The following is a 16,711-nucleotide window of genomic DNA, read 5'->3' as shown; positions in this document are numbered from 1 at the left end:
CCCGGGTCCGCCCCGGAACCAGGATTCGGCCCGCGCCGACCGGAGCCGGCAGGCCCGGCTGGCATTTCCGGAACCATCCCCGACGAGCGGGACACGACACGCCGCAGTGGCCCCGAGCCGACTCAGGGTCAGACCCGGACAGTCCCCCGGGGGCGGGGCTGGCAGCGCGGACAGCTGAACGACGACCGGTTCATGAACGCCTCCCGACGGATCGGCGCACCGCACCGCCGGCACGGCTGCCCCTCCCGCCCGTAGACGTTGAGCGCACGGTCGAAGTATCCGCTCTCGCCGTTGACGTTCACGTACAACGCGTCGAAACTGGTCCCGCCCTCCTTGATCGCCTCGCCGAGCACGTCGCGCACGTGCCCGAGCAGACGCAGTGCCGCCGGGCCGGTCAGCGCGTCGGTGGCGCGGGCACCGTGCAGCTTCGCCCGCCACAACGCCTCGTCGGCGTAGATGTTGCCCACGCCGGAGAGCAGCGTCTGGTCCAGCAGGGCACGCTTGACCTCGGTGTGGCGGCGCCGCACGGCGGCGACGAAGGCGGCTTCGGAGAACTCCGGGTCGATCGGGTCGTGGGCGATGTGGGCGATCTCCGCCGGCAGGTCGGCACCACCCTCGCTGACGGACAGCCCGCCGAACGTCCGCTGGTCGACGAAGCGCAGCTCGGGGCCGGTGTCGGCGAACCGGAACCGGACCCGCAGGTGGGTCTCGTCAGGCGCCGTGGGCGGTTGCAGGAGGAGTTGCCCCGACATGCCCAGGTGACCGATCACCGCGTCGCCGCTGTCCAGTGGGAGCCAGAGGTACTTCCCCCGCCGCCGCGCGCCGAGGATCGTCCGGCCGGCGAGCACGTCGGAGAAGTGGCGACCACCAGCCGCGTGCCGACGCACCGCCCGGGGGTGAAGCACCTCGACGGCGGTGAGCCGCCGGCCGACGACCCACTGGGCCAGCCCCTGCCGGACGGTCTCGACCTCGGGCAGCTCAGGCACGGCCGGACTCGCCGGCGAGACCCACGTCCACCGTCCCGCGGTCGCCGTCCCCGTCCGGTTCGGACACGCTCTCGGCGGTACCGGCCTGCGCGCGCTCCGCCCGCGCGGTCAGTGTCCGCCAGGCCGACTCCGCGGCTCGCTGCTCGGCTTCCTTCTTGCTCCGCCCCTCGGCACCGCCGTAACGGCTGCCGGCGACCACCACCCACGCGGTGAACGTCTTCAAGTGGTCCGGCCCGGTGCCCTCGATGCGGTACTCCGGGACGCCCAGCCCCTGCGCGGCGGTCAGCTCCTGAAGGCTGGTCTTCCAGTCCAGCGCCGCCCCGCGCCGGGCCGACTCGGCCATCAGCGGGTCGAAGAGGCGGTGGATGACGATGGCGGCGGTGTCCAGCCCGTACTGGAGGTAGATCGCGCCGAGCAGCGCCTCCAGGGTGTCGGCGAGGATGCTCGCCTTGTCCCGGCCCCCGGTCGTCTCCTCCCCCTTGCCGAGCAGCAGGTACGGGCCCAGCCCGGCGGGGCCCAGACCGCGCGCCACGTCGGCGAGGGCGCGCATGTTCACCACGCTCGCCCGGAGCTTTGCCAGTTGGCCCTCCGGCAGGTCCGGGTGGTTGTGGAAGAGCGCCGTGGTGATCACCACGCCGAGCACCGAGTCGCCGAGGAACTCCAGCCGCTCGTTGGTGGGTAGGCCGCCGTTCTCGTACGCGTACGAGCGGTGGGTCAGCGCACGCTCCAGCAGGTCCGGGTCCAGCGTCACGCCGAACTCCGCGGCCAGGTGGTCGACGGGCGGTCGCCGGCGCTTGTCGTTGCTCATGATGTGCGTACCTCGGTGTCGGTGGTGCGGTCGGTGCGGTGCGCGTGGTCTCCTGCGTCGGCGCCGGCCAGCAGCGCGCGGACCTGGTCGGCGGCGCGGCGCCGCCACAGATGGGCAGCCAGCGCTATACCGGCGGAGAGGTCGTCGCCCCGGGCGGCACCGTGGCACACCACCACGGTGCCGGCGACGCCGAGCAGAGCGGCCGCCCGGGGGGCGCCGCCGCCGGGCGGGGGACCACCGGCCAGCGCGTACGCGCCCTCGATCGCCTTGAGCAGCACGTTACCGGTGAAACCGTCGGTGACCACCACTTCGGCGCGCGTCCCGAACGAGACGTCGTACCCCTCGACGAGGCCGACGTAGCGACCGGCGCCCGGCAGTAGCGCGGCGGCGAGCGCCGAATCGGCCAGGCCACGGACGCGGTCGCCCTTGCCCGCCTCGGTGCCCACGGAGAGTAGTCCGACGCGGGGGGACCCGACGGCGTGCGCGACGGCGGCGTAGGCGGCGCCGAGCGCGGCATGGCGGGCGAGGGTGGCCGGACGGGGCTCCAGCGAACCGCCGACGTCCAGCAGGACCACCGGGCCGTCGACGGCCGGGAGGGTGGCCACCAGGGCCGGCTGGCGGATGTCCGGCCAGCGACCGAGGCCGAGCGCGGCGGCCGTGACGGTGGCGCCGGTCGAGCCGGCGGAGACCAGCGCGTCCGCGGTCCCCTCGCGGATGGCGTGCACGGCGGCGCGGACCGTGCTGTCCGCGCGGGCCGCGGCGGGGTGGTCGCCCATGCCGACCGCGGCGTCGACCGGGCGGACGGCGACCCGGGCGCGCTGCGCCGGGTCGAGGGCGCCGATCAACTCGCCGGCGGCCTCGGCCGGGCCGACGAGCAGCAGGTGCAGATCGGGGTCGGCACGCACGGCCCGCAGAGCGCCGTCAACCACGACGGCGGGAGCTGCGTCCCCGCCGAGGAGGTCAACGGCGATCCGCACGGTGCCCGGCTCCACCGGAACGCCGGCCGGAGCGGGCCGGCGGGCGTCGGAGGGAGCCGGGGCACCGGGCGATCGCCAGGGCACGCGCGCCGCCCGACCTGAGGTCGGGGGCGTCACTCGGCGTCCCGGTCAGACCTCGAGAACCTGACGGCCCTTGTAGGTGCCGCAGACGGAGCAGGCGGCGTGCGGCAACTTCGCGGACTTGCACTGCGGACAGGGCACGGTCGCGACCGCCGCGGTCTTCCACTGCGCCCGGCGGGACCGGGTGTTGCTGCGCGACATCTTGCGCTTGGGGACGGCCACGGTTCTTACTCCTCTTTACGGGTCAGTTGCGACAGGGCCGCCCAACGCGGGTCGACCTGCTGGTGGCTGTGGTCGGCCGGCAGTTCGTCCCAGGGCACCCCGCAGTCGGGGCACAGGCCTGGACAGTCCTCCCGGCAGAGCGGGTTCGTCGGCAGCGCGAGCACCACCGCGTCCCGCAGCACCGGCTCCAGGTCGATCAGATCGCCCTGCATCCGGCCCACCTCGTCCTCGTCGGTCGTGGAATCCGTGGTGCTGTTCTCGTACGCGTACAGCTCCTGGATCCCCACGGCCACGGTGTCGTCGATCTCGCGCAGGCAGCGGCCGCACTCGCCCTTGACGGGACCGGTGACGGTCCCGGAGACGAGTACGCCCTCGGACACCGACTCCAGCCTCAGGTCGAGGTCGAGGTCCGCGCCCTCCGGCACGCCGATCAACTCCACGCCGAGGTCCGCCGGTGCCGGCACCACCCGCTTGACCGCACGCAACGCACCAGGTCGGCGCGGCAGCTCCCTCGTGTCGAGGACCAGCGGCGACCTGGGGTCGAGTGGCGAAGGCGTGTGTTTGGGCATAGTCAGACTCCGGCCGGTGAGAGGCCGACAAACGAGGGTACCTGGGCGATCGCCGCAGCGTCGAATCGGGGCCCGGCCTCGACCCCGATTCTCCCAGCCTCATCCACCCGTCGGGACTCCCGCCAGGGCCATGGAGTCTCCCTCAGGAACGGTTGCGTGGCGGCCGGCCCAACGCCCGTTCCGACCGTCTGGCCACCCGCCGGGTCGCCGCCGGGTCCAGCCGTCGCGGCGGCCACCGGATGGTGCTGGCAGGCACGACGAGCGCCCGTAGGATGTGCGCCATGGCGTCTGCGGAGCGTGCGGCCCAAGCCCGTGCCAAGCAACTCGCCGTGTTGACCGGCTGGACGGGCGATTCGCCTCCCCGCCTGGACTGGCCGGCGTTCGACAGTGCGTTCGGCCACGTCTTTCCGGCCGATTTCAGGAGTTACGTCGAGCTGTTCCCGCCCGGCGCATTTGGCATGGTGAACGTGTTCCACCCGCTCGAACCGTGGTTCGAGGGAGACCCACGTGTCTACGTCGAACAGCTGTTGGCCCGCAACGATCAGGTAAACGATGTCGAGGACCGCTTCCGGTTCCGGTTCGGCGACCAGCCCGGCGAGTTGATCGCGTGGGGCACCGTCAACGGTGAATTCGAACTGTGCTGGGAGATCACTGCCGATCCTTCGGACACCTGGAACTGTGTGGTGGCCGACGTCCGTGGGGAAGACAGCGAGAGCTACCACGGCGGGATGCTGGCACTGCTGCTGGACGTGGTGGGCGGTACCGGACGGATACGGTCGCTGGACTACCTCCGCGGTGACCCGCTGATGACTTTCGGTCGGTACGGGGAACCGTGCTCGTCGTAGCCCGTCGCCCCGGGTAGGGCCGGCGACGGTCACGTCATCTTCGTGGCGGTAGCGGAGAGTAGGCCGCTCGGGCGTTCTCGACGACGACGGTCTCGCTCGCGTACTTGGTTCCGGAAACGTAGATCTTGATCTCGCCCGGCGCCGGGCGGACCACCCGGGAGCACCCCGATCTTCGCCACGACCCGTCCGCACCACGTCGAACAACCGTTCCGGACGCTCCGAGGCGAGCCACCGCAGCCTAGCCGCATACGGCGGCTAGGCTGCGACTCAGGACCCTAGAAGGGCAGCGGGCGCTCGGGCTCGTCTCCGGCGAACGTGCCGATCTCACGCAGCGCGTGCATCTTGTCGCGGCCGCGCTCGATCGAGGCGAGGGCCCGGGTGAGGAACTGCTCGAAGTTGGCGAGTGCGGTGTCGACGTAGTCGTCGACCTCGTCGCGCAGCCGCTGTGCCTCGGCCCGGGCCTCGGCAACGATCCGCGCGCCCTCGTGCTCGGCGGAGACGGTGATTTCGTTCACCGACACCAGCCGGGCGTGTTCTGCCTCGCCCTCACTGATGATCCGGTCCGCCTCGCGTCTACCGGCGTCCATGATCTTGTCCCGCTCTTCCAGCAGCGCGACGGCCCGGCGCAGGTCGGCCGGGAGCTCGGCGCGCAGTTCGTCGAGGGCGGCGATCATCTCACCCCGATCGACCATGCAGTTGTTACGCGACATCGGGACGGAGCGGGCCTGCTCCACCAAGGCGATCAGTTCGTCGATGCGATCGAGCGGGTCCACCGGCACCTCACTCCTGTCGTTCGTCGGCCGACCTCAATGATGCGGGCTGGGCCCGGATTCGGCGCTCCCCACATGATGCGGTGCGCCGCCCACCCGCACACCATCAACCCCACCCGGCGCGTCGCCCCCGCACCCACCTCAACGCCGATCATGCACCTTCCTACGGCACGAAGCAGCTTGACCGACGCAGAACGGAGCCCAGAACTGCGAGGTCACGAGAAAGGAAGGCGGCGGGTGGTGCGGGTGGGGGCCATGACGCGGCGAACCGGCAGCCTGCGACGGCACCCGAAGGGGTGAGCCCGGCGGCTCACGTGTCAGGGGTGGGGGGTGGGGGAGTCAGACGGGTTGAGAGGGCCTCGCGGACGACGTCGGGGACGTGGGGGGAGATGTCGCCGCCCCACTTCGCCACGTCCTTGACGAGGCTGGAGGAGAGGAAGGAGTAGAGCGGGTTGGTCGGCATGAAGAGGGTCTCGACGCCGGCCAGGCCGATATTCATCTGGGCCATCTGCAACTCGTAGTCGAAGTCGCTGACCGCCCGCAGACCCTTGATCAGCACGCTCGCCCGCTGCGCCCGGCAGAAGTCCACCAACAGGCCGCGGAACGACGCCACCCGCACGTTGTCGTACGACTTGGTCACGTCGCGGAGCATGTCGATCCGCTCCACGACGGTGAACAGGCCGGTCTTCGACTGGTTGATCAGCACGCCGACGATCACCTCGTCGAAGAGCCGGCTGGCTCGGCCGATGATGTCGAGGTGACCGTTGGTCACCGGGTCGAACGATCCGGGACACACCGCACGTCTCATGATCGGCGACCGTACCAAAGGGTGGTTTCGCCGTAGCGGCGACTACGCTCACCGGTGACGCCCCGCACCCACTCGACCGCGCCGGTACGACTGGAACGCTCCACCACAACCAGCGCGTCCGGGGCGAGCCATCCGTGGTCCACCAACACGCCGAGCATCGCGGACACCTCCGCGTCGGACACCGCGTACGGGGGGTCGGCGAAGATCACGTCATACGGGTCGCCGTCCGGCCCGGCGGCGAGCACGGTGGTGACCTTGCCGGTCACCAGCCGGACGCCCGGCCCGGCTCGCAGGGCGGCCACGTTCTCTCGGATCACCCGCGCCGCGCGCGGGTCGGACTCGACCAGCAGCACGTGCGCGGCCCCCCGGGACAGCGCCTCCAGCCCCACCGCTCCGGAGCCGGCGTACAGGTCGGCGAAGCGTACGCCGTCGAGGTCCACCTCCGTCTGCACCGCGCTGAACAGCGCCTCGCGGACCCGGTCGGAGGTGGGCCGGGTGCCGGCGCCGGGCGGCGCGGCGATCCGTCGCCCGCCCAGGGCGCCGGCCACGATCCGGGTCACCGCCTGCTCCTGTTCATGGAAAGGACGCTACGTCACCCGGTCCGACCGGCCCCGTCCTACCCGGATCCCGATCAGCGCCTCCGACCGGAGGATCACGACCCTCGGATCGTGCATGGAATCCACATTCCACAGCGGATCGTAATCGGACGGCAACGAAGGGTGCATCAATGATCACGAATCGACATCATCATGGGAACAACCTCATCCGGACCCCCCCGATTCACCATCGATCAGTAAGGTCACCCGCTGTGCCCGTTCCCAGCGGGCGCAATGCGCGCCGGATCGGGCGTCGATGAGCCAGCGGCCCACCAGTAGCCACTGCCGTCTCCCGCCCGCCCGGCTCCACGTCCATACCCCCTCACCAGGAGCAGACGTGAAACGTCTCCAGCCCTTGTTCCGGCGCGCCACGGCCGTCGCCGCCGGAACGCTGCTCGGCCTCAGCGGCGTCGCCATCCTCGCCGCCCCCGCCAGCGCCCACCACAGCGAGATCAAGGTCCAGGCCAAGTGTGACACCGCCACCGGCGAGTGGGTGGTCGACTGGACGATCAACAACTACGCGCCACGCAAGGTCAAGAAGTACAAGTTCGTCGAGGTCTCCGCCAAGACGTTCGTCGGGGAGAAGGCCACCGACGTGACCATCCCCGGGATCGCTGTCACCGCCGACGACAGCTACCCCCACGCCACCGATCAGCCGCTGACGGCGACGCAGCGCCTCGACAGCAAGGTCACCAAGGCCTCGCTCGCTGTGCGGGCCGCCTGGGACAACGGCTTCGAGGAGGAGGACCTCCGCACGGGCGTGATCGAGTTGAGCGGCACCTGCGCCAAGGACGAGCCGCCGACGCCGACGACCCCCAAGCCGACGGCCAGTGTCACGGCCGACTGCGAGGGCACCGTCGCAGTGAAGCTCGAGAACGCCGAGGACGCCACCGCCCCGGCGGAGTTCCTCATCACCGGTACGGACGGCTTCAGCGAGACGGCCACCGTCGAGCCCGGCAAGAGCACGTCGGTCACGGTGCCGGCGAAGAACGCCGACAGCATCAAGGTGGTTGTCGACGGCATCGAAGAGCCGCTCTTCGACGGCGAGCCCGCGCTGGCTGAGAACTGCGTCGAGCCGGGCGAGCCGGCCGGTGCCTACCAGTCCACCTGCGATGAGCTGATCTTCGAGATCAGCAACCCTGAGGACGGCGAGACCGTCACGGTCACCTTCACCCCGAACAAGGGTGAGACGAAGACGCTGACGGTCAAGCCGGGCACGAGCGGCACGGTGTCGTTCCCGGCGGAGGAGGGACTGACCGTTACGCCGAGCGCGGAGGGCCTCGAGGACGCCGAGCCGATCGCCTGGGAGCAGCCAGCGGACTGCGCTCCCGGTGGAGGCGGCGGCGACGAGGACGAGCCGACGCTGCCCCTGACCGGTGCCGCGACCGGCGGGATCATCGCCGGTGCGGCCGTGCTGCTGGCCGCCGGCGCGGTCCTGTTCGTGGTGACCCGCCGCCGGAAGCTCCGCTTCACCGCCTAAGGGCGGAGTGTTCGCTGGAGCGGAATACTCCTGAGTGACGATGGCGCGTCGACCTACTGGTCGGCGCGCCGTCACCAGTTGCAGATCCCGCCTGGGGTTCGGCAACAGTCGCTGGACTCGCCAAGCACCGCTCGCCACCGTGGCGTCACTCGGCGGTCGCGAAAGCACGTCGAGGTGGCGCTAGCCGGTCAGGCGCGGCTCGCTGGTTGCAGAGGCACGCTTCGCCCGCGGTTACCCCTTCTCCAGGTACTCGGCACGATCGGCGTCGACCAGGGCTGCCACCGAGGCGGCCAGCGCAGGGTGGCGGGCCAGGGTCGAATCCTCCTCGACGAGGGTGATCGCCTCGGCACGGGCGTCACGGATCAGGTCCGCGTCGCGCAGCAGCGACAGCAGCCGCAGGTGCGAGCGGCGGCCGGACTGGGTCGCGCCCAGCACGTCGCCCTCCCGACGCTGTTCCAGGTCGAGCTCGGCGAGCTTGAAACCGTCCGTCGTGGAAGCCACCGCGTCCAACCGCTCCCGGGCTGAGCTGCCCTCGGTCGCCTCGGTGACCAGCAGGCAGAGCCCCGCCGCCGAGCCCCGGCCAACCCGACCGCGCAGTTGGTGCAGCTGGGACGCACCGAACCGGTCGGCGTCCAACACGATCATCACGGTGGCGTTGGGTACGTCCACCCCCACCTCGACCACGGTGGTGGCCACCAGCACGTCGAGGTCGCCGGCGGCGAAGGCGCGCATCACCGCATCCTTCTCGTCGGCCGGCAGCCGGCCGTGCAGCACGCCGATCCGCAGCCCGTGCAACGGCCCCTCGGCCAGTAGCGGTGCCACCTCGGTCACCGCCAGCGGCGGCCGTCGCCCGGTGTCGTCCTCCGCCGGCGGCTCCTCCTCCTCGCCCTGCGGCCCGGAGCCGATCCGCGGGCACACCACGTACGCCTGGTGGCCGGCGGCGGCCTCCTCACGCAGCCGGCGCCAGGCCCGATCCAGGAAGGCCGGCTTCTCCGCGGCCGGCACCACATGCGACGCGATCGGCGAACGCCCCCGCGGCAGCTGGGAGAGCGTGGACACCTCCAGGTCGCCGTAGACGGTCATGGCGACCGTGCGCGGGATCGGCGTGGCGGTCATGACCAGCACGTGCGGCGGCTGGTCGGCCTTGGCCCGCAGCGCGTCCCGCTGCTCGACACCGAACCGGTGCTGCTCGTCCACCACGACCAGGCCGAGGTCGGCGAAGTCGACACCCTCATACAGCAGCGCGTGCGTGCCCAGCACGATGCCGGCGGCGCCGCCGCGCACCTCGGCCAGCGCCCGCCGCCGGGCCGCCGCGCCGAGCGAACCGGTGACCAGCTCCACCCGGGTGGCCTGCTCGGCGGAGTCCAACTCGCCGGCCCGCCCCAGCGGACCGAGCAGGTCGCGGATGCCCCGGTGGTGCTGCGCGGCGAGCACCTCGGTCGGAGCGAGCAGGGCGGCCTGCCCACCCGCGTCGACCACCTGGAGCATCGCGCGCAGCGCGACGACCGTCTTGCCGGAGCCGACCTCACCCTGCAGCAGCCGGTGCATCGGGTGCGCGGTGGCCAGGTCCGCCGCGATCTCGGTGCCCACGTCGTGCTGGCCACGGGTCAGCTCGTACGGCAGCCGGCCGTCGAACGCGTCGAGCAGACCGTCGGACCTGGCGGGCCGGGGCCGGGCCGGGCGGGCAGCCGCCCGGTGCTTGCGCTGCACCAGGGTGAGCTGCACGGCGAACGCCTCGTCCCACTTGAGCCGGCGCCGGGCCCGGTAGAGCGCCTCCTTGCTGGACGGGCGGTGGATCTCCCGCAGCGCGGTGCCGAGCCCGACCAGGTTGCGGGTGGCCCGCACCGGGGCCGGCAGCGGGTCCTCCGGCGGGGCCACCGTGTCCAGCACGACCCGGACACAGCGGGCGATCACCCACGTCGGCACGGCCGCGGCGGCCGGGTAGACCGGGATCAGCGCGCCGGCGAACTCCTCGACCTCCTCGGTGACGGCTGCCTCGCCCTCGCCGCCGGAGCCGAGCAGCACGTACTCCGGGCTGTTGAGCTGCCGCCTGCCCCGGAACTCGGTGACCTTGCCGGCGAACAGACCCCACCGGCCAGGGCGCAGGTCCCGCTCGCGCCACACCTGGTTGCCGAAGAACGTCAGGGCGAGCGTGCCACCGGAGTCGTCGCCGACGGTCACCTCCAGCAGGTTTCCCCGGCGCTGCCGCATCGGCCGGACAGCGGTGCGCTGCACCTGGGCCAGCACGGTGACCTGCTCACCGACGTCGAGCGAGCGGATGTCGGTGTGCTCGCCGCGCTCGTCGTACCGCCGGGGGACGTGATAGAGCAGGTCGCCCGCGGTGTGCAGATCGAGCTGGCCGGCGAGGGCCTTCGCCGTCTTCTCGCCGACGAGCTTCTTCAGCGGGGTGTCGACCGTGGCCGGATCGGACGTCATTCGACCCCCACCAGGAGCGGGTGGTGCGGCTGGCCACCCGGATAGGCGTGCACCTCGACGAACGGCCAGGACCGGGCGACGTGCGCGCGAACCGCGTCGGTCAGGCCGGCCGGGGCGTCCGCCCCGGACAGCAGGGTGAGCAGCTCACCGCCGCCGCCGAGCATCCGGTCGACCACCGCGGTGCAGGTGTCCACCAGGTCGGAGCCGATGAGATGGACCTCACCGTCGACCAGGGCGAGCACGTCGCCCGGCCGGCACTGGCCGGCGACGGTGAGCGCCTCCCGGCCGGCGTGGCAGACCTCCGCGTACCGGCACGCGCCGGCCGCCTCGGCCATCGCGATCACGTCGTCGGAGAAGCGCCGGCCCGGGTCGCGCACGGCGAGGGCGGCCAGCGCCTGCACCGGCGACCGGGTCGGCACGACGCTGACCTCGACGCCCAGCCGGTGCACCTGGCTCGCCGCGGCGTTCGCCACGGCCTGCGTGTCCGGGTCGTTGGGCAACACCACCACCCGGGCGGCCCCGGTCGCGCGGATCGCGTCGACCAGCTCGCCGACGGACGGATGGTCGCCGGGCACCACGGTCGCCCCCTCGGCGGCGAACAGCTCGGCGATGCCGGCCCCCGCGGCCACCACCACGGCGGCCCGGCTGCCCGGCACGGGCGGCGGCGAATCCGGCACCGGAACGGTCGCGATCTGGTCGGCGAAACGGGTCACCGTGATCCGGTGTGGACGCCCGGCGGCCACCCCCGCCTCGATCGCCGCGCCCACGTCGTTGACGTGCACATGAACGTTCCACGTGCCGCCGGACGCGACGCCGTCGCCGACGACCACCAGCGAATCGCCCAGGGCGGCCAGTTCCTCCCGCAGCCGGGCCACCGCCGCCGGCTCGGCGTCGAGCAGGTACTGCACCTCGTACGCGTATGCCACCGAGCCGGACTCCAGAGCTGCGGTGGTCGGCGGGCGGACCGGGCGCGGCGCGGGCTGCGGGTGCGCCGGGCGCTCCCCGGTGACCACCTCGACCAGGGCGTCGAGGAGCAGGCAGAGCCCCTGGCCGCCGGCGTCGACGACGCCGGCCCGGGCCAGCGCGGGCAGTTGCTCCGGGGTGCGGCGCAACGCCCGCCCCGCCCCGGCCGCCGCGGCCCGGGCCACCGTGCACAGGTCGTCGCTGTCGGCCTGCTCGGCGGCCCCGGCGGCGGCGGCCATGACGGTGAGCAGCGTCCCCTCGACCGGGGTGGCGACGGCGGCGTACGCGGCGACGGTGGCATCCCGCAGCGCACCGGCCAACTCCCGGCCCCGCACCGCGGGGGCGGCCGCCGCCGTGTCGGCGAAGCCGCGCAGGATCTGCGACACGATCACCCCTGAGTTGCCCCGGGCGCCGAGCAGCGCACCCCGGGCCATCAGCCGCAGCGCGTGCCCGTGCGGGGTGGACCGGTCGCCGGGGAGCGGGTCGGGGTCCGTCGCCAGCGCCTGTTGCGCCGCCGTGAGGGTGAGGACCAGGTTGGTGCCGGTGTCGCCGTCGGGCACCGGGTAGACGTTCAGGTCGTCGACCTCGCCCTGGTGCCGCTTGAGCGTGGCCAGCCCGCCCACGCACCACCGGCGAACCGCGGCGGCGTCGAGGGTGTCCAGCACGGCGAGTAGCCTACTGGCGCGCACCGACACGTGGTGAGGTCGGCGGGCGTCGGTCGGTGTGTCCGGCGGCGCCGGGGGTGGTTGGTCGCTCAGCCGGGGGATCGGGTAGCCTGACCAGGTTGCCTGGGCAGCGCCTGGCGGCGACCTCATGAACGTATCAAACCCAGGAGTATCCCGTGGCTAGCGTGTGCGACGTCTGTGGCAAGGGACCGGGCTTCGGCCACAACGTGTCCCACTCGCACCGGCGGACCAACCGCCGCTGGAACCCGAACATCCAGTCGGTGCGTACCCCGGCCGGTGGTGGCAACACCAAGAAGATGCAGGTCTGCACCTCATGCATCAAGGCCGGCAAGGTCACCCGCGCCTGACGCGGTAACCAGCCTGCGAAGCCGGCGGCCCTGGGGGGACCGCCGGCTTCGCCATGCCTCGGGAAGACGTGTCGAGGGGCGAGGCGTGGGCTAGAGGGTGCGGCCGAACGAGATGCAGCCTGGGGCGTCCTTGTAGAAGCCGAAGTTCGGGATGCGCTCGTAACCGGACGAGGAGTACAGGGCGATCGCTTCGGGCTGCCGGTCCCCGCACTCCAGGACGATCCGCTTGCGGCCCTGCTCCCGCGCCGAGCACTCCACCGCTGCCAGGACCGCCCGGGCCACGCCTCGGCCCCGCCCCTGCGGCGCCACGTACATCCGTTTCAGCTCGGCGGTGTCACCCGTCTCGCCGTGGCTGCGCCACCCGGCGCAGCCGACCGGCCGCCCGTCGAGCAGCGCGACCAGGAACGCCCCATCCGGCGGCTCGAACTCGGCCGGGTCGACCGGAGTGTCGTCGCCGCTGCCCCCGTACCGCTGGCCGAGGTCGGCGAGGGCCGCCCGGATCAGCATCTGCGACTCGGGCGTGTCGAAGCGGGTAGCGCGGATCTCGATCTGGCTCACCGGGCAAGGGTACGATCGTGGCCGGCCCCAGACCGGGGTCGCCCCAGCCCCGTTCGGTCCCAGATCACCCGGTCCCGGCGCCCGGAGGTCACCGGCGATACCAGTGGAAACGGCCCGCCAGGGCGGCAGGGTCGGCGGGCCGGCGGCTGCCGTGGACATCGGGCCTACCCCCAGCCATACCCCCACCCCCGGACGCTGTTTTCCCGGCAGCCGTCAGCGGAAGTGGTCCCAACCGGCTGGGCCCTCCCACGGGTGGCCGTCCACCGTCACGCCGGAACCGGTGGCGGCCGCCCCGATCGGCCGCCAACCCACCGGCAACGGCACCGCCGGGGGGAAGGTCGCGACAAGCGCGTGGTCGTCTCCCCCAGCCAGCAGCCAGGTGTACGGATCGACGCCCAGCGCCTGGGCGACGTCGCCCATCTGCCGAGGCACCTCGAACGCATCTCGGCTCAGGTCGACGGCGACGCCGCTGGCCCTGGCCACGTGCCCGAGGTCGGCCACCAGCCCGTCGGATACGTCGATCATGGCCGTCGCGCCGGCCACGGCCGCCGTCGGTCCGGCAGCGTACGGCACCTCGGGCCGCCGGTACGCCTCGACGAGCAGCCGGGGCGTCCGGAACCCCCGAGACAGCACGGTCAGCCCGGCCGCCGCGTAGCCGGTCCGACCGGCGAGGGCAACCACGTCCCCAGGCCGGGCCCCGGACCGGGTGACCGGCGCCCGGCCGGCCAGGTCGCCGAGCGCGGTCACCGCGATGGTCAGGGTCGGGCTCGCCGACATGTCGCCACCCACCACGCTGGCACCCACCGTGGCCGCCTCGGCGCCCAACCCGTCTGCCAGGTCCTCGGCCCAGCCGGTGGTCAGGTCCGGCGGCATACAGAGGGCGACCAGCAGAGCGGTCGGCCGGGCTCCCATCGCCGCGACGTCGGCCAGGTTCGCCGCCGCCGCCCGGTGACCGACGTCCCAGGCGGTGGACCAGTCGCGCCGGAAGTGTCGCCCCTCCACGAGCACGTCGGTCGAGGCGACGACCCGGGTGTCCGGGGCGGCCACCACGGCCGCGTCGTCGCCGGGACCGAGCAGAACGGTCGATCCGTACGACAACCGGGCGGTCACCCGGTCGATCAGGCCGAACTCTCCCACCTCCGGGACGCCCACGCCGCGCTCGCTCACTGCTTCTCCTTGACCACCGATCGGGATCAGACCTGGTCCGTAAGGTACTTTCTCCCTTCGAGCCGCTCACACGCGGCGACGGACGGAGGTCTAGTCGTGGTTCAGGCGTACATCCTCATCCAGACAGAGGTCGGCCGGGCGCGTGACGTGGCCGGCGAGATCGCGAACATCTCCGGCGTGGTACGCGTCGACGCCGTCACCGGGCCCTACGACGTGGTCGTGCTCTGCGAGGCGAACACCGTCGACGAGCTCGGCAACCTCATCGTCAGCAGGGTGCAGCTGGTGCCTGGCATCACTCGCACCCTCACGTGTTCGGTGGTGCGCCTGTAAGTGGACAAGATGACTGATAAGTGGACAAGATGACTGACTCCGCCATGGCCGACGCCACCCGCGACGACACCGCAGCGCCCGCCGGCCCCGAGCTGCCCGGCCGGGACCGGTCCACCCGGAACGCCGCCCTGATCGCGACGGCGGTAGCGCTGCCGGTGACCGTGCTGGTGGGCGCGCTCGCGTTCGCCCGGCTCGCGCCGGAGCAGCCGGTGGCCGAGCCGAGCCCGTCGGCGGCTGCGCCCCGGACGCAGTCCACCACTCCGGTCGAGATGGCCGCGCCGGCCCTGGCCGAGCGCCCGGCGACGGTCTGCCGGGCCCTGCTCTCCCAGCTGCCACCGGCCCTCCGGAACCTGCCGCAGCGGCCGGTGACAAAGGGCGCGGAGCAGAACGCCGCCTACGGCGACCCCGCGCTCACCGTCGCCTGCGGCGGCGCCGAGCCGACCGTGGCGGACACCGACGACGTCTGGCTGGTCAACAAGGTCTGCTGGTACGGCCGGGAGGAGAGCGACGCCACCGTGCTGACCACCCTCGACCGGGAGACCGCGATCACGGTCCGGGTACCCCGCGGGTACGAACAGCCATTGCAGTGGGTCTCCCCCATCTCCGACACGATCGTCGCCTCGGTCCCCTCCAACGACGACACCCCAACCGGCTGCCGCCCAGCCTGACCCCGGCTCCTCCCGGACCGCCACGCTCGCGGCTCCGAGAAGGTGTGGCGGTCCGCGGCGCCGCGCCCCCGCAGGTGGACGAACCTCGCGGTGCGGGCGCCACCGGTGCGGGTGGGTGGGAGTCAGTGCAGGCCGATACCGCGGTGCAGAGCGGTGCGGATCAGGCGGTTAACCAGCTTCGGGTACTCCAAGCCGGCCGCCGCCCACATCCGCGGGAACATCGACGACGGGGTGAAGCCGGGCATCGTATTGATCTCGTTGAGGTAGACGTCCAGCTCCGGCGTGACGAAGAAGTCCACCCGGGCCAGACCCGCGCAGTCGAGCGCGGTGAACGCGCGGACGGCGTGCTCCCGGATCTGGCGGGCCGCCCGCTCCGGCAGGCCGGCGGGGATGTCGTACTCGCAGGCGGAGTCGGCGTCGATGTACTTCGCCTCGAAGTCGTAGAAGTCGTAGTCGCCGACCACCCGGACCTCGGCGAGCACGGACGCCTCCGGCGCGCCGCCGGACTCCCCCTCCAGGACGCCGCACTCGATTTCCCGGCCGACGATCGCACCCTCGACGAGCACCTTGGGGTCGATCTGCCGGGCGGTGGCGACCGCGTCGTCGAGGTCCGCCCAGTCGTCGACTTTGGTGATACCGAAGGACGAGCCGGCCCGGGAAGGTTTGACGAAAACCGGCAGACCGAGGCGGCGCTTGTCGTCCTCGCCCAACGTCATGCCGTTGCGGAGCACCACGTACGGGCCGACCGGGATGCCATCGGCAGCGCACAGCTTCTTGGTGAACTCCTTGTCCATGGCGGCGGCGGAGGCGAAGACGTTCGCCCCGACGTACGGGATGCCGGCCATCTCCAGCATGCCCTGGATGGTGCCGTCCTCGCCGTACGCGCCGTGCAGGACCGGGAAGACCACATCCACGTCGGCGAGGGCCCGGGGCCCTTCGGTCGGGTCGAGCACCATCAGCCCGTTGCCGGTGGGGTCGGCCCGCAGCACGATGTCGGTACCGGACGCTGCGGTGATCTCCGGCAGCCGCCGGGCGCTGATCGCCAGCTGACCTGGATCACCGCTGGTCAGCACCCACTGGCCGGCGCGGGTGATGCCCACCGGGACGACCTCGTACTCGTCCGGGTCGAGCGCCGCGATCACGCTGCCGGCGCTCACGCAGGAGATGCCGTGCTCCGGACTACGTCCGCCGAAGACGATCGCCACGCGGGTCCTGCCTGGGGTGGTCACTGGCCCTCACCTCTTCGTCCGCGATTCAGGGCGCTCACCCGGTCGACCTTACTGTGCGTGGCGAGGACCAGCGGCCGATACCCGGGGGAAGAACAAGCCGGTCAACAACCGGTTGATCGGTGATATACGGTGAGTAATCGGACGTTGGGATCCCCGGCCGGTCGTCGCCCCGCCGGACCGCCCCG

At 72.4% G+C, this 16,711-nt stretch carries 18 protein-coding genes; 5 read left to right on the top strand and 13 right to left on the bottom strand.

Annotated features, from left to right (window positions below):
- Positions 1-128: 128 nt before the first annotated feature.
- The 5 genes from mutM to QTQ03_RS26290 all read right to left on the bottom strand — a co-directional run bounded on the left by mutM (position 129) and on the right by QTQ03_RS26290 (position 3,643).
- The gene (mutM, locus tag QTQ03_RS26310; protein WP_289280397.1) at positions 129-986 is read right to left on the bottom strand and encodes a bifunctional DNA-formamidopyrimidine glycosylase/DNA-(apurinic or apyrimidinic site) lyase; all 858 of its coding nucleotides are present in this window, start codon (positions 984-986) and stop codon (positions 129-131) included.
- Positions 979-1,794 (bottom strand): ribonuclease III, encoded by an 816-nt coding sequence (gene rnc / locus QTQ03_RS26305; RefSeq protein WP_289280396.1) that lies wholly within the window; start codon positions 1,792-1,794, stop codon positions 979-981. Before rnc ends, mutM begins: the two co-directional genes overlap by 8 nt.
- Complete coding sequence (locus tag QTQ03_RS26300) at positions 1,791-2,786, bottom strand: phosphate acyltransferase PlsX (RefSeq protein WP_289280395.1); 996 nt, start codon at positions 2,784-2,786, stop codon at positions 1,791-1,793. The genes rnc and QTQ03_RS26300 overlap by 4 nt, the downstream gene beginning before the upstream one ends.
- Before the next feature lie 114 nt (positions 2,787-2,900).
- Entirely contained in the window at positions 2,901-3,074 is a 174-nt protein-coding gene (gene rpmF / locus QTQ03_RS26295) for a 50S ribosomal protein L32 (RefSeq protein ID WP_289280394.1), read from the bottom strand.
- A 5-nt stretch (positions 3,075-3,079) separates the two neighbouring features.
- Positions 3,080-3,643 carry a YceD family protein gene (locus QTQ03_RS26290; protein WP_289280393.1) on the bottom strand — a complete coding sequence of 188 codons (564 nt, stop codon included), beginning with the start codon at positions 3,641-3,643 and terminating at the stop codon, positions 3,080-3,082.
- 281 nt (positions 3,644-3,924) lie between these two features.
- On the opposite strand from QTQ03_RS26290, the gene QTQ03_RS26285 reads away from it, so the two are divergent.
- On the top strand, positions 3,925-4,488 hold the full coding sequence (locus QTQ03_RS26285; protein ID WP_289280392.1) for a hypothetical protein: 564 nt from the start codon (positions 3,925-3,927) through the stop codon (positions 4,486-4,488).
- Positions 4,489-4,763: 275 nt separating this feature from the next.
- On the opposite strand, the gene QTQ03_RS26280 is transcribed toward QTQ03_RS26285, so the two are convergent.
- From QTQ03_RS26280 to rsmD, 3 genes are all read right to left on the bottom strand, one after another.
- Positions 4,764-5,261 (bottom strand): SPFH domain-containing protein, encoded by a 498-nt coding sequence (locus tag QTQ03_RS26280; protein WP_289280391.1) that lies wholly within the window; start codon positions 5,259-5,261, stop codon positions 4,764-4,766.
- Positions 5,262-5,568: 307 nt separating this feature from the next.
- On the bottom strand, positions 5,569-6,066 hold the full coding sequence (gene coaD, locus QTQ03_RS26275; protein ID WP_289280390.1) for a pantetheine-phosphate adenylyltransferase: 498 nt from the start codon (positions 6,064-6,066) through the stop codon (positions 5,569-5,571).
- Positions 6,063-6,626, bottom strand: coding sequence for a 16S rRNA (guanine(966)-N(2))-methyltransferase RsmD (rsmD, locus tag QTQ03_RS26270; protein ID WP_289280389.1), 564 nt, complete (start codon positions 6,624-6,626; stop codon positions 6,063-6,065). The genes coaD and rsmD overlap by 4 nt, the downstream gene beginning before the upstream one ends.
- 373 nt (positions 6,627-6,999) lie before the next feature.
- Here rsmD and QTQ03_RS26265 point away from each other — a divergent pair, with 373 nt between their 5' ends.
- Entirely contained in the window at positions 7,000-8,142 is a 1,143-nt protein-coding gene (locus QTQ03_RS26265; RefSeq protein ID WP_289280388.1) for an LPXTG cell wall anchor domain-containing protein, read from the top strand.
- 231 nt (positions 8,143-8,373) lie between these two features.
- Here QTQ03_RS26265 and recG read toward each other — a convergent pair whose 3' ends face one another.
- Complete coding sequence (gene recG, locus QTQ03_RS26260; protein ID WP_289280387.1) at positions 8,374-10,578, bottom strand: ATP-dependent DNA helicase RecG; 2,205 nt, start codon at positions 10,576-10,578, stop codon at positions 8,374-8,376.
- Complete coding sequence (locus tag QTQ03_RS26255; protein ID WP_289280999.1) at positions 10,575-12,206, bottom strand: DAK2 domain-containing protein; 1,632 nt, start codon at positions 12,204-12,206, stop codon at positions 10,575-10,577. Before QTQ03_RS26255 ends, recG begins: the two co-directional genes overlap by 4 nt.
- Before the next feature lie 176 nt (positions 12,207-12,382).
- Between QTQ03_RS26255 and rpmB the strand changes: the two genes are divergently transcribed.
- The gene (rpmB, locus tag QTQ03_RS26250) at positions 12,383-12,574 is read left to right on the top strand and encodes a 50S ribosomal protein L28 (protein WP_088963534.1); all 192 of its coding nucleotides are present in this window, start codon (positions 12,383-12,385) and stop codon (positions 12,572-12,574) included.
- Positions 12,575-12,664: 90 nt separating this feature from the next.
- Here rpmB and QTQ03_RS26245 read toward each other — a convergent pair whose 3' ends face one another.
- Both QTQ03_RS26245 and QTQ03_RS26240 read right to left on the bottom strand, forming a co-directional pair.
- Positions 12,665-13,081: a GNAT family N-acetyltransferase gene (locus QTQ03_RS26245; protein ID WP_502889889.1), complete on the bottom strand. Its 417-nt coding sequence runs from the start codon at positions 13,079-13,081 to the stop codon at positions 12,665-12,667.
- Between the two features lie 264 nt (positions 13,082-13,345).
- On the bottom strand, positions 13,346-14,299 hold the full coding sequence (locus QTQ03_RS26240; RefSeq protein WP_289280385.1) for a thiamine-phosphate kinase: 954 nt from the start codon (positions 14,297-14,299) through the stop codon (positions 13,346-13,348).
- Between the two features lie 96 nt (positions 14,300-14,395).
- Here QTQ03_RS26240 and QTQ03_RS26235 point away from each other — a divergent pair, with 96 nt between their 5' ends.
- Together QTQ03_RS26235 and QTQ03_RS26230 are read left to right on the top strand one after the other, a co-directional pair.
- Positions 14,396-14,629 carry an Lrp/AsnC ligand binding domain-containing protein gene (locus QTQ03_RS26235; protein ID WP_289280384.1) on the top strand — a complete coding sequence of 78 codons (234 nt, stop codon included), beginning with the start codon at positions 14,396-14,398 and terminating at the stop codon, positions 14,627-14,629.
- Between the two features lie 29 nt (positions 14,630-14,658).
- The gene (locus QTQ03_RS26230) at positions 14,659-15,297 is read left to right on the top strand and encodes a DUF3515 family protein (RefSeq protein ID WP_502889824.1); all 639 of its coding nucleotides are present in this window, start codon (positions 14,659-14,661) and stop codon (positions 15,295-15,297) included.
- Positions 15,298-15,419: 122 nt separating this feature from the next.
- Here QTQ03_RS26230 and QTQ03_RS26225 read toward each other — a convergent pair whose 3' ends face one another.
- A complete protein-coding gene (locus tag QTQ03_RS26225) occupies positions 15,420-16,526 on the bottom strand; it encodes a D-alanine--D-alanine ligase family protein (protein ID WP_289280383.1) in 1,107 nt (368 codons plus the stop codon).
- Between the last annotated feature and the right edge of the window lie 185 nt (positions 16,527-16,711).

Source organism: Micromonospora sp. WMMA1363, assembly GCF_030345795.1.
In the GTDB taxonomy this organism is placed as follows: Bacteria; Actinomycetota; Actinomycetes; order Mycobacteriales; family Micromonosporaceae; genus Micromonospora.
Note: the sequence above shows the minus strand (reverse complement) of the source record. Positions and strands in the feature narration are given on the sequence as shown.

Coding starts and splice junctions, on each gene's coding strand:
- rnc (WP_289280396.1), bottom strand. CDS start 1,794: ATGAGCAACGACAAGCGCCGGCGACCGCCCGTCGACCACCTGGCCGCG.
- QTQ03_RS26290 (WP_289280393.1), bottom strand. CDS start 3,643: ATGCCCAAACACACGCCTTCGCCACTCGACCCCAGGTCGCCGCTGGTC.
- QTQ03_RS26230 (WP_502889824.1), top strand. CDS start 14,659: ATGACTGACTCCGCCATGGCCGACGCCACCCGCGACGACACCGCAGCG.
- coaD (WP_289280390.1), bottom strand. CDS start 6,066: ATGAGACGTGCGGTGTGTCCCGGATCGTTCGACCCGGTGACCAACGGT.
- QTQ03_RS26245 (WP_502889889.1), bottom strand. CDS start 13,081: ATGCTGATCCGGGCGGCCCTCGCCGACCTCGGCCAGCGGTACGGGGGC.
- recG (WP_289280387.1), bottom strand. CDS start 10,578: ATGACGTCCGATCCGGCCACGGTCGACACCCCGCTGAAGAAGCTCGTC.
- QTQ03_RS26285 (WP_289280392.1), top strand. CDS start 3,925: ATGGCGTCTGCGGAGCGTGCGGCCCAAGCCCGTGCCAAGCAACTCGCC.